The 11,690-nt window shown below is 71.1% G+C and carries 13 protein-coding genes; 5 read left to right on the top strand and 8 right to left on the bottom strand.

The annotated features are described in order from the left end of the window. Positions 1–163: 163 nt before the first annotated feature. Complete coding sequence (locus ABD691_RS32440) at positions 164–976, top strand: ESX secretion-associated protein EspG (RefSeq protein WP_344686185.1); 813 nt, start codon at positions 164–166, stop codon at positions 974–976. Between the two features lie 74 nt (positions 977–1,050). Here the strand turns inward: ABD691_RS32440 and ABD691_RS32445 are convergent, their stop codons facing one another. Next, on the bottom strand, positions 1,051–1,425 hold the full coding sequence (locus tag ABD691_RS32445; protein WP_344686186.1) for a hypothetical protein: 375 nt from the start codon (positions 1,423–1,425) through the stop codon (positions 1,051–1,053). A gap of 67 nt (positions 1,426–1,492) precedes the next feature. Here ABD691_RS32445 and ABD691_RS32450 point away from each other — a divergent pair, with 67 nt between their 5' ends. After that, positions 1,493–1,750 (top strand): hypothetical protein, encoded by a 258-nt coding sequence (locus ABD691_RS32450; RefSeq protein ID WP_344686187.1) that lies wholly within the window; start codon positions 1,493–1,495, stop codon positions 1,748–1,750. A 10-nt stretch (positions 1,751–1,760) separates the two neighbouring features. Here ABD691_RS32450 and ABD691_RS32455 read toward each other — a convergent pair whose 3' ends face one another. The 4 genes from ABD691_RS32455 to ABD691_RS32470 all read right to left on the bottom strand — a co-directional run bounded on the left by ABD691_RS32455 (position 1,761) and on the right by ABD691_RS32470 (position 4,989). Further along, positions 1,761–2,276 (bottom strand): cysteine dioxygenase family protein, encoded by a 516-nt coding sequence (locus tag ABD691_RS32455; protein WP_344686188.1) that lies wholly within the window; start codon positions 2,274–2,276, stop codon positions 1,761–1,763. Positions 2,277–2,345: 69 nt separating this feature from the next. Beyond that, complete coding sequence (locus tag ABD691_RS32460; RefSeq protein WP_344686189.1) at positions 2,346–3,254, bottom strand: LysR family transcriptional regulator; 909 nt, start codon at positions 3,252–3,254, stop codon at positions 2,346–2,348. A gap of 58 nt (positions 3,255–3,312) precedes the next feature. Next, a complete protein-coding gene (locus ABD691_RS32465) occupies positions 3,313–4,230 on the bottom strand; it encodes a nucleoside hydrolase (protein ID WP_344686190.1) in 918 nt (305 codons plus the stop codon). A gap of 6 nt (positions 4,231–4,236) precedes the next feature. Further along, complete coding sequence (locus ABD691_RS32470; RefSeq protein ID WP_344686191.1) at positions 4,237–4,989, bottom strand: Fic family protein; 753 nt, start codon at positions 4,987–4,989, stop codon at positions 4,237–4,239. Between the two features lie 217 nt (positions 4,990–5,206). Between ABD691_RS32470 and acs the strand changes: the two genes are divergently transcribed. From acs to ABD691_RS32485, 3 genes are all read left to right on the top strand, one after another. Further along, positions 5,207–7,189, top strand: coding sequence for an acetate--CoA ligase (gene acs / locus ABD691_RS32475; RefSeq protein WP_344686192.1), 1,983 nt, complete (start codon positions 5,207–5,209; stop codon positions 7,187–7,189). 202 nt (positions 7,190–7,391) lie between these two features. Continuing rightward, the gene (gene nhaA / locus ABD691_RS32480; RefSeq protein ID WP_344686193.1) at positions 7,392–8,627 is read left to right on the top strand and encodes a Na+/H+ antiporter NhaA; all 1,236 of its coding nucleotides are present in this window, start codon (positions 7,392–7,394) and stop codon (positions 8,625–8,627) included. 52 nt (positions 8,628–8,679) lie between these two features. Further along, entirely contained in the window at positions 8,680–9,168 is a 489-nt protein-coding gene (locus tag ABD691_RS32485) for a phage holin family protein (protein WP_344686194.1), read from the top strand. Positions 9,169–9,211: 43 nt separating this feature from the next. Here the strand turns inward: ABD691_RS32485 and ABD691_RS32490 are convergent, their stop codons facing one another. From ABD691_RS32490 to ABD691_RS32500, 3 genes are all read right to left on the bottom strand, one after another. Then, positions 9,212–10,396: a MarP family serine protease gene (locus ABD691_RS32490; RefSeq protein ID WP_344686195.1), complete on the bottom strand. Its 1,185-nt coding sequence runs from the start codon at positions 10,394–10,396 to the stop codon at positions 9,212–9,214. 66 nt (positions 10,397–10,462) lie between these two features. Beyond that, positions 10,463–11,173 carry an NUDIX hydrolase gene (locus ABD691_RS32495; RefSeq protein WP_344686196.1) on the bottom strand — a complete coding sequence of 237 codons (711 nt, stop codon included), beginning with the start codon at positions 11,171–11,173 and terminating at the stop codon, positions 10,463–10,465. Between the two features lie 70 nt (positions 11,174–11,243). Next, a partial coding sequence (locus ABD691_RS32500; protein WP_344686197.1) for a TlpA family protein disulfide reductase occupies positions 11,244–11,690 on the bottom strand: 447 nt, incomplete at its 5' end.

Below are 11,690 nucleotides of genomic sequence, written 5' to 3' on the forward strand. Positions count from 1 at the left end.
CCGGTCGCGGTCAGGGCGCCGAGGACCAGGAGCACGAGCGTCCGAGCTGGCTCGTCGAGGACGAGGACGTCTGGACCGACAACATGCCCAAGACCGCGCCGCCCGTTTTCGGCGCCTGATCCGCTCCGGCTCGGAAGGGCCGGCCTGATTGCGAGGGGGAAGTGTGTCCGGACGATGGCGGTTGCCTCCGCTGTGGTTCGACCTGTGCTGGGAGATCGGCGGGTTCGACGAGTACCCGTTCCCGATCGCGGTCCGCTCGCACGGCCAGACCCTGGAAGAGCGCGCGGTGCTCAGGCAACGCACCCTCCCCGAGCTGGAAGCCGCCGGGCTGGCCACCGACTTCGGGCTGACGCGGCAGTTCGCCCAGGTGCTCGCGCACATCGCCAAACCCGGCCTGTGGATCGAAGGGCTGTGGATGCCCGACGACACCAACCCCTCGCCCGCGCGGCTGCTGTCGGTGGTCGCCGAGGGCGGATCGATCCTGCTCGTGCAGGCTCCCGGTGAGACCGAGGCGCACGGCGGGGACGTCGAGATCTCGGTGCACCCGCGCACCTCGATCGCAGCCGCGACCGTGCGGGGCATGCCGGCCGCCGCACCGGGACAGCGTCCGCTCGTCTCGGTGCCGCTGAGCGCGTTCGCCCCGCGCGAGGAGGAGAGCTACGCGGAGCGTGGAATCCTCCAGTCCAGCACCGCGAGCCGGGAGAAGCCCGGTGAGCAGGTGCTGCGCGAGATGCTCGGCGCGCAGCACTTCCGGGACGGCCAGTTCACCGCCAACCTCCGCGACCCGATGGGCCGCACCCACCGCTCGCAGCCGCTGAAGTGGTTCGACGCCTTCGAACCCGACGGCCGCTACGGGCTCGGCACCCGGGAGTTCGTCGACCGCGAGAACGAGCTCGTGCTCATGCCGATGGGCCCTTCCGACTTCGCCGCTTCGTTGGACAAACGTGTCGACGAGGTCCGCGCGAAGGGCGCTTGATCTCCCGCCGCCCGGCGGGCTCGCAGCTCGACCCGAACCCCGAATCGATCAACGGGAACAGCCAACGGGAGCAGTCACGTCCTGGTCGAGCTGGCCGGACTTCTGAAGGCAGGACGTCTCGATCCGGACACGGGAACCGAGGCGCGGGCATCACGCGCACACGCCGACGTCGGTCGCGCGGTCGTGGACTTCGCCCGGTTCCGGTCGAAGCGCTGCAGGACCCGAAGCAGAACATCTTCATCGCGGCGCAGCACATCGCGGATCTCAAGCAGCAGACCGAGTTCGCCGATGTCCCAGCCGATCAGCTGACACCCGGGCAAATGCAGGAACTCGCGGCCCGCTACAACGGCGGACCACACTGGCAGGGCGAAGACGCTCAAGGATACGGCCGGGGTTTTCTCAAGAACATCCCACAGGCGCGCGAGGCGATGGAGTAGTTCGAACGTCATCCGGGAGTTGAGAACATTGGAAGCGACGGACCAACAACCGGCCGCCCCGCGGAACACGTGGGGCGGCGTGCTCACCGCTCTCATCACGGATCTGGTGCCGGTGCCGTTCCTCTACTTCGCGTACGCCCTCCCCCCGGACGGGCCCTGGGACCGACAGGCGATCTACGTCGACCAGATGTCGTCCTGGTTCGCGATCTGGGCCTCGGTGGTGATCCTGGTACCGCAGGGACTGCTGGCGTGGCTCCGCATCCTCCGGCTGCCGTGGTTGGTCGTACCGATCGCGTGCCTGCTGCTCGCGATCGGCCGCTACCTGTCCGTGCGATGAGCGCCCGTGATCAGCCCGCCAGCGGGAGGTCGTAGGTGCGGCGGACGCTGGAGCCCAACTCGGCGATGTCGGCGCCGTAGACGTGCAGCGAGATCGCCTTGGTGTCGCAGGCGTTGCGGACCAGGTGGATGTCTCCCGGCGGGGCGAAGCCGCAAACGTCCCCCGCCGGGTTGGTGACCTCCTGGGTCGGCACGAGGTGGCCGTCGTGCACCGCGTACCGCTGCTCGTGCTCGACGCCCTCGTACACGCCCGTCACGCACCAGGCGACGTGGTCGTGCACGGGGGTTCGCTGCCCCGGCAGCCAGACCAGGGCCACCACCGAGAACGATCCGTCCGGTTCGACGTGCAGGACGTGCTGGGTGTAGCGGTCGGGGTCGCCGGTTCGCTGGTCCTCCCGCAGGAGCCCGGGTTCGGGCAGGAACGGCCGCAGCGCCGCGGCGACCAGCTCCGCGGTTCTGGCCGCGGATTCCTTCCGCCGCACGGATTTCCGGATCGCCGCCACCATTTCTTCCTGCTGCGCTGTCATGGATTCCACGTTGCCCAGCGGGGGATTCGCCGTCGACCACCGAAATCTTGGGTACCACCCCGGGTTTTCTTATGCCCCCAGCCGCATCTCCTGCCCCACTTGGCGGAACGTCTCCAGCATCAGCGCCGTGGCCGGGATTCCGGCGCGGTCCCGCAGCGCGTACGCCGAGACGCTGCGCTGCTCCATCCGCTGCACCGGGCGCTCGACCACCTTGGGGTGCTTGAGGAACGACAGCACCAGCCGCGGCATCAGGGCGATTCCCGCTCCCGCCGCGACCAGGCTCTGCACCGCGAGGTTGTCGTCGGTGGTGCAGGCGATGTCCGGTTCGAAGCCGACCGCCGCGCACGCGCGGACGAAGTGCTCGCGGCAGCGCGGGCAGCCCGCGATCCAGCGCTCCCCGCTCAGGTCGGACAGCGCCACCTCGCGCCGCCGGGACAGCCGGTGCCCCGCCGGGAGGACCGCCACCACCGGATCCGCCAGCACCTGCACGCCGACGACGTCCTCGGCCAGCCGCTCCTCGAACCCGGCGTAGGTGAAGGCGAGCGCGATGTCGCAGTCACCCCGCCGCAGCGCTTCCAGCGAGCTCGGCGGCTCGTCCTCGAACAGCTGTATCCGCAGGTCCGGGTGGGCCCGCGCGGTGCGGGCCGCGGCGGTGGCGACGATCGTCGCGCTGGCGCTGGGGAACGCGCAGATGCGGATGCTGCCCGCGCGCAGCTCGCGGATCGCCGCGATCCTGCTGTGCGCGGCGGTCAGCTCGCGCAGGACCGACGCCGCGTGCCGGGCCAGGATCTCGCCGGCCTCGGTGAGCCGCAGCTCGTGGCCGACCCGGGCGAACAGGGGCGTGCCGACGCTGCGCTCCAGCGCGCGCATCTGCTGGCTGATCGCGGGCTGGCTGTAGCCGAGCCTGCGCGCGGCGGCCGAGTAGGAGCCGGCTTCGACGACCTCGTGGAACATCTTGATGTACCGCGGATCCACCATTGCGAAAACTTCTCACAACGATCGCCTGCCGCGCCCAGCGCGAGCAATTGACGCCAGCTCAGGCGAGTTCGATCCGCCGGTAGGCGTCGGTGACCAGGTCCCAGAAGGCGGGGACGTCGAGCTCGGTGGCGACGGCCGCGTTGGGCTCGGCGCGGAAGTCGGTCACGGTCATCCCCGCGGTGAACCTGCCGTGCACCTCGACGTCGACCCGCGCGGGCACGGTCCTGATCAGGTCCGGGCGCGCCACGTACGCGACCGCGCAGGCGTCGTGGATGGCCGGGCCCTCGCCCGCGTAGTCGGCGTGCGAGCCGTAGAAGTCCAGGCACGGCGTCAGCAGTTCCGCGTCGAGCCTGCCCAGCTCGGCGAACCGGGTGCGCACCGGGGCGTTCGCCCGCGCCTGGTGGGTCAGGTCCAGGCCGATCATGACCGTCCGCCACGGGGCGCCGAAGGCGACCGCCGCGGCCTCCGGGTCGGCGTGCACGTTGAACTCGGCCGCCGGGGTGACGTTGCCGCGACCGTAGGACCCGCCCATGATCACGAACTCGGCCGCCCACTCCGCGATCCGCGGCTCCTTGTGCAGCGCCAGCGCGATGTTGGTCAGCGGCCCGACAGCGGCGAGGCTGATCTCACCCGGCGCGGCGGCCAGGGTGTCGATGATGAAGTCCACCGCGTGCGCGTCGACGAGCTTGGACCGCGCTTCCGGCAGCGCCACGCCGCCGAGGCCGGACGCGCCGTGCACGTCGGCTGCCGTCTTCGGCGCGCGCACCAGCGGGCGGCCCGCGCCGCGGGCCACCGGGACGTCCATGCCGTAGAAGTCGACCAGCCGCAGCGCGTTCTCGGTCGTGTGCTCCAGCTCGACGTTGCCGCCGACCGTGGTCAGGCCGACCAGCTCCAGCTCCGGCAGGCCGTGCGCCAGGCCGATCGCCATCGCGTCGTCGATGCCCGGGTCGCAGTCGAGCAGCAGTTTCTTCCCCACGTTCCCTCAGCCTTCCTGCACCGCGTCGGCGATGGACTTCGCCTCCCGCGCGCCCGCCTCCAGCGCGCCGCAGCAGTGCACGATCCACTTCGCGACCCCGTCGGGCTCTCCGGAGGCGAACGCCTCCGCCGCCGCGGCGTACTCCGCCTGCTTGCGGAAGTACGCGACCTCCGGCACCACGAGCCCCTTCGGGTCCAGGCCGCTGCTGATCACGCACAGTCGTGCCGCCGCCCGCGCGATCACCCCATCGGCCGAACCGAAGGGCGAGAGCGCGAGGAGCTCGCCGTGCACGACCGCCGCCAGCACCGGGCCCGGGATCGCGCCCTGCGACCGGCCGCTCGCGTCGGCGACGATCTCGGAAAGCAGCGCCAGCCGCTCGGAGGCAGCCGGGTCGGGCCTGCCCAGCAGTTCCTGGTCCTCGACCAGGTCCGCCGCCGCGAGGACGTGCAGCCTGGCCAGCGCCTGCGACGGCGCGCGCTGCCAGGTCGGCAGCAGCGGGCCCATGCCCTCGGCGATCCGCAGCGCGCCCGCCAGCAGCGGGTCGCTGACCTCGCCGCTGTCCGGGATCTCGGTGGCCCCGCCCGCGACGGCGGCCGACGCGCGCGCCGCGCGCACCGACGCCTCGGCGGCGGTCGCGGGCCAGCCGCGCCGGTTGGCCGGGTGCCGGTGGACCTCGTCGATCGCCGCCCGGGCCGCCTTCACGGCGTCGGCGACACCGTCCAGCTCCAGCAGCGGAAGGAGCGTTTCCTGCGCGTTCACGACCAGGACGCTACCGGGCACCGGGCACGACCCGACGCCCGCGCGGAATGGGACGTGTGCCACAGTGACGGCAGTGGCGCGCTGCGTAATGCGCTGATTTCGGACAGTAGGCAGAAATTGGTCTGAACCAGGGGGGACAACCCCTGTTGGAGCAAGCTCGATCGCATTACGGTTCTGAGAGCACACCGCGCCCCATCAGCCAGGGAGGTTCTCCGCAATGAGCGAGCCCGACGGGCAGAGCACCACATTGGACAACCTGCTCTCCGAGAGCAGGACGTTCCCGCCGTCCGAAGCGTTCGCCGCACAGGCCAACGCCACGTCGGAGCTCTACGACGAGGCGAACGCAGATCGCGAGGCGTTTTGGGCGGCTCAGGCCCGCCGTTTGCACTGGGACACCGAGTGGGACCAGGTACTGGACTGGTCGAACGCGCCGTTCGCGAAGTGGTTCGTCGGCGGGAAGCTCAACGTCGCCTACAACTGCGTGGACCGGCACGTCGAGGCCGGTCACGGTGACCGGGTGGCGATCCACTGGGAAGGCGAGCCCGGCGATTCCCGCACCATCACCTACGCCGAACTGCAGCGCGAGGTCTCCCGCACCGCCAACGCGCTGGCCTCGCTCGGAGTGGGCTCGGGCGACCGGGTCGCGATCTACCTGCCGATGCTGCCCGAAGCGGTCTACGCGATGCTGGCCTGCGCCCGTCTCGGAGCCCTGCACAGCGTGGTCTTCGGCGGGTTCTCCTCCGAAGCGCTGCGCACCCGCATCAACGACGCCGCCGCCAAGGTCGTGATCACCTGCGACGGGCAGTACCGCCGCGGCAAGGCCATGCCGCTGAAGGCCAACGTCGACGAAGCCGTGGCCGGCACCCCCAGCGTCGAACACGTCCTGGTGGTCAAGCGCACCGGCACCGAGACCGACTGGAACCCGGCCCGCGACCAGTGGTGGGACGACGTCGTCGAAGGCCAGCCCGACACCCACACACCGGAAGCCTTCGACGCCGAACACCCGCTGTTCATCCTCTACACCTCCGGCACCACCGGGCGCCCCAAAGGCATCCTGCACACCTCCGGCGGCTACCTGACCCAGGCCGCCTACACCCACCACACCGTCTTCGACCTCAAACCCGAGTCGGACGTGTACTGGTGCACCGCCGACATCGGCTGGGTCACCGGCCACACCTACATCGTCTACGGGCCCCTGGCCAACGGCGCCACCCAGGTCATCTACGAAGGCACCCCCAACGCCCCCCATGAAGGCCGCCACTGGGAGATCGTCCAGAAGTACGGCGTCACCCTCTACTACACCGCGCCCACCACGATCCGCACCTTCATGAAATGGGGCGCCGACATCCCCGCCCGCTACGACCTGTCCTCGCTGCGGCTGCTCGGCTCGGTCGGCGAACCGATCAACCCCGAAGCCTGGATCTGGTACCGCGAACACATCGGCGGCAACCGCGCCCCGATCGTGGACACCTGGTGGCAAACCGAAACCGGCGCGATCATGATCTCCCCGCTGCCCGGCCACACCCACACCAAGCCCGGATCCGCCCAACGCCCGCTCCCCGGGATCTCGGCCAAGGTCGTCGACGAAACCGGCACCCCCGTCGCCCACGGCAGCGGCGGACTCCTCGTCCTCGACCAGCCCTGGCCCTCCATGCTGCGCGGAATCTGGGGCGACGACGAACGCTACCGCGAAACCTACTGGTCGAAATTCGCCGACAAGGGCTTCTACTTCGCCGGCGACGGCGCCAAATACGACAACGACGGCGACATCTGGCTGCTCGGACGCGTCGACGACGTCATGAACGTCTCCGGCCACCGCATCTCCACCACCGAAGTCGAATCCGCCCTCGTCTCGCACCCCACCGTGGCCGAAGCCGCCGTGGTCGGCGCCAGCGACCCCACCACCGGACAGGCCATCGTCGCCTTCGTCATCCTGCGCGGCACCGCCGACGACGCCGCCTCCGGCGAAGCCGCCATCAAGGCCCTGCGCGACCACGTCGCCCACGAGATCGGACCCATCGCCAAACCCCGCCAAATCATGGTCGTACCCGAACTCCCCAAAACCCGCTCCGGCAAGATCATGCGGCGTCTGCTGCGCGACGTCGCCGAAAACCGCGAGATCGGCGACGTGTCCACGCTCGCCGACTCCTCGGTCATGAACCTCATCTCCGCCGGACTCGGCAAGTCCAGCGAGGACTGATCCACCGCTGTCGAGGGCGCCCTTCCCACCTGGGGAGGGCGCCCTCTCGCGTGTTGTGAGGTTTCTCCCCCTGAACACCCTTGACCAGGGCAAACGCGACAACTTTTCGGTTGCGCCGTCAAGGATCTGTTAAGATTTCCGGCAGGAGTGCCGGGAAGACTGGTCGGCGACCAACAGTGCTGCGCGCAATCTGGAGGCCGCCTTGTCCAAGTCCACTCGCAACCGTTCCCGGCGGCCGAAGACCCCCAAGCCCGCCCGCGGCTTCGACTTCGCCTCCTACCTGCGCACCGAAACCGTCGGCGGCATGATCCTGCTCGCCGCCACCGCGGTCGCACTGCTGCTCGCGAACTCACCGGTCACCGGCGTCTACCAGGCCGTCCGCGACTTCACGATCGGTCCGCACGCCCTGCACCTCGACCTCACCGTCGGCGAGTGGGCCAAGGACGGGTTGCTCGCGATCTTCTTCTTCGTCGCCGGTCTGGAACTGAAGCGGGAGCTCGTCGTCGGCGAGCTCGCCGACCGCAAGACCGCGACGCTGCCGGTGATCGCCGCGCTGGGCGGCATGGTCGTACCCGCCGTGCTGGCGTTCGCCATCGGACACGGCGCCCCCGGCGCGCACGCCGCGTGGGCGATCCCGGTGGCCACCGACATCGCGTTCGCGCTGGGCGTGCTGTCGCTGACCGGGTCGTGGATGCCGACCGCCGCGCGGCTGTTCCTGCTCAGCCTCGCCGTGGTGGACGACCTCGGCGCGATCATCGTCATCGCGGTGCTGTTCACCGACGGGCTCAGCGTGCTCGCACTGCTGGCCGCCGCCGCGCTCTGCGCCGTCTACTGGTACGCGCAGAAGCGCCGGATCACCACGTCGTTCCTCTACGTCCCGCTGGCCGTCGCGACCTGGGTCGCGGTGCACTCCAGCGGCATCCACGCCACCATCGCCGGCGTCGCGCTCGGCCTGCTCACCCGGGTCCGCCGCGACCCGCACGAGACGGCCTCGCCCGCGATGCGGCTGGAGCACCGGCTCCAGCCCTGGTCGGCCGGGCTGATCGTGCCGGTGTTCGCGCTGTTCGCGGCCGGTGTCCCGGTCAACGGCGACGCGCTCGCGGCGATGGTCCACGACCGCGTCGCGATCGCCGTCGTGGTCGGGCTGGTGGTCGGCAAGCTGGTCGGCATCTTCGGCAGCTCCTGGCTCGCGGTCAAGCTCGGCGTCGGCGCCAAGCCCGCCGGGGTCGGCTGGCTCGACCTGGGCGCGCTGGCGATGCTCGGCGGCGTCGGGTTCACCGTGAGCTTGCTCATCGCCGAGCTGTCGCTGGAGGGCCCGGCCGCGGAGCGGGCGAAGGCGGCAGTGCTGATCGCGTCCGCGCTCGCGTCCCTGCTAGCGGCGGTGATGTTGCTGCGCCGGGGGCGCAAGGCAGTCTCAAGCGATGTCACTCGCGGGTAACACACCGCGAGTCAATCGGGAGCACCGTGATCCCGCGTGGCACGATGGCAGCGTGAACAGCGCCGAAAACAACACCCACGGCAGCCGGGACGGTGCGGGCTGGTCGGCCGTCACGTCCATCCCGCTGTCCGAAGAGGGCACCGACAACGGCCAGTCCATCGGGGCGCTGGTCCGCGACGCCACGACGCATCTGTCCACACTGGTGCGTTCCGAGCTGGAGCTCGCGAAGGCCGAGCTCGCGGGCGAGGTGAAGAAGGGCGTCAAGGGCAGCGTCTACTTCGTCCTCGCGCTGACCGTGCTCGGCTTCAGCACGTTCTTCCTGTTCTTCACCGCCGCCGAGGGCCTCGCGCAGCTGGGGCTGTGGCGCTGGGCGGCGTTCGGCATCGTGTTCCTGGCGATGCTGCTGGTCGCCGGGCTGTTCGCGCTGATGGGCTACCTGCGGGTCCGCAAGATCAGGGCGCCCAAGCGCACGATCGCGACGCTCAAGGACACCAAGCAGCTCACCAAGCGCAAGCACGACGGGGACAAGGCTTCCGCTTGACGCGTTCCGCACTCGCCTTGCTCGGTGAGTGCGGAAACACTGCCTAGTTCGTGCATTCCCCGGTGGACACCGGGTTGACCAGCGTCGGCGCGGCGGCGACTTCGTCGGCGACCTCGGCTGCAGTCAGCACGAACCCGGTCTCCGGGTCGTCCACGGCGGCGCCGAAGACCACGCCGACGACGTTGCCCTGCGGGTCGATCAGCGGGCCGCCCGAGTTCCCGCTCTGGACCTTGCCGCGCACCGTGTAGACCTCGCGGACCACGGTGCTGGCGTCGTAGATGTCCGGTCCGCGCAGGCGGATCTGCTCCCGGATGCGGCCCGGGGAGGCCGTGTACGGGCCGTCCAGCGGATAGCCGAGGGCGATCACGTCCTCGCCCGGCTGCTGGTTGCCCTGCATGAACGGCATCGCGTCGGCGTCGAGGTCCGGCACCGACAGCACCGCGAGGTCGGTGTTCGGGTCGAACAGCACCACGCGGGCCTCGAACTCGCCGCGCCCGATCTCGATCGCGACCTTGTCGGTGCCCGCGACGACGTGCGCGTTGGTCATCACCCGGTGCGGCGCGACGACGAATCCGGTGCCCTCCAGCGCCCGCGCGCACGACACCGCGCGTCCGCGGACCTTGACCACGCTGGTGCGGGCGTCCCGCACCACCTTGCTGGAGGCCAGCGCCTGGTCCGGCGGGTCGATCGCGGCGACCGGGGTCTCCGAGAACGGTTCCAGCGCCTCCGGGAAACCGGCGACGCCGAGCATCTTGCGCAGTTCGGACGGCAGCTGCTTGGCCGCGTCCGGCATCATCGAGTCCACTGTGCGCAGCACCGTCGACCTGGTGATCTCCGAGGCCAGGCCGGGCAGCGCGGTCGCGGAGGTGAAGGGCAGCGCGACCAGCCAGGCCACCACGAACACCGCCAGGCACTGGAGCACCGCGCCCAGGGCGTTGTCCACCCCGGTCAGCCGCCGCGAGGTGATCCGGTCGCGCAGCTCGCGGCCCGCCCACATGCCGAAGGTCTCGCCGAAGGCGACCAGCAGCACCACGATGCCGACGCCGAAGCCGATCCGGGCGGCCGGGTTCTCCAGGCGCTCCAGCAGCAGCGGCGCCACCTTGAGCCCGATGACCGCGCCCGCGAACACCCCGAGGAACGAGAACAGGGCGGTGACCAGCCCGCTCCGCGCACCCGACACCGCGGCCAGCAGCGCCAGCAGCACGACGAGCAGATCGACCCAGTTCACCCGTTCACCTCATTCCTCGCCCCGGGCATGCTGTCCGATCAAGGCCGCGCGCACCACCCCGGGGGGTCAGTGCGTGCCGAACCCGACGTCGTCGGCCTCCTCGGCGGCGCGCCACGCGTCGCTGAGCTCGCGCACGTCGGAGCGGTCCCAGCCGCGCGACCAGCCGGCGAGGTCGAGCACCCCGGACAGCAGGCCGCCGGTGAAGCCCCACACCAGCATCCCCGGCACGAGGAACGCGGGCCCCGCGTGCCTGCCCGCGAGCTTGACCAGCACCCGGTTCTCCGGATCGGTCAGCCACGAGATCGGCACCCGCGCCACCGCGGCGGTCTCGGCGGCGTCGACCGGCGCGACCGGCGACGGGGACCGCCAGTGCGCGAGCACCGGGGTCACCCGGAAACCGCTGTGCGGGACGTGCAGCTCGGGCAGGACCGCGACCGGGCGGATGCCCTCGGGCAGCACCCCGACCTCCTCCACGGCTTCCCGCAGCGCTGCGCCGACCGCGCCGTGATCGCCGTCGTCGACCGCGCCGCCGGGGAAGGCGACCTGGCCGGGGTGCGAGTTCAGGCCCTCGGCCCGGCGCAGCAGCAGGACGTCGGGGCCGTCCGCGCCCTCGCCGAACAGGATCAGCACCGCGGCTTCCCTGGCCTCCGGCGGGGGCGGGGTGCGCGGCCAGCCGAGCCGGCCGGCGTCCATGTCGGCGGTGCGCTTGACCAGTGCGCGGAGCCAGTCGGGGACGTCGTCGGGATCGACCAGCGGTCCGACCACGGGCTCGCCCATCAGCCACTCACCGGCGTCCTGCGGGACACCCGCACCCGGTCGGCCCGCACGAGCGGGGAAAGAGTGTCGCTCATGCGCCCTCCAAAGTTCGTCCCACCGCGTCCGCGACCTCGGCGGCCGACGAGAACGCGATGGGCGGGTCGATGCGGCGGACCTCGCCCGTCGACGTCACCACGTAGCTGATGGGTAGCACGGCGGGCACGTTCAGCGCTGCCCTGATGCGGTTGTCCGGGTCGTGGATGTTCGGATAGCGCACGCCGAGTTCGCGCAGCAGGCGCAGGCCCTCCTCCTCGTCGCTGAGCACCTGCACGCCGATGACCCGCACCGAGCCGGGCTGCTGGGAGTACTCCTGGAGCGCGGGCAGCTCGGTCCGGCAGGGCGCGCACCAGGTCGCCCAGACGTTGACCAGCGTCGGCCTGCCGCCGACCGCCGCGGCCAGGTCGGCCGGGCTGCCGTCGGCGAGGCAGGTGCCGGTGGCCGCCGGACCAGTCGGCGGGCCCGCCGGGCAGGGCGCGAG

It is taken from the genome of Saccharopolyspora taberi (assembly GCF_039534165.1).
Lineage (GTDB): Bacteria > Actinomycetota > Actinomycetes > Mycobacteriales > Pseudonocardiaceae > Saccharopolyspora_D > Saccharopolyspora_D taberi.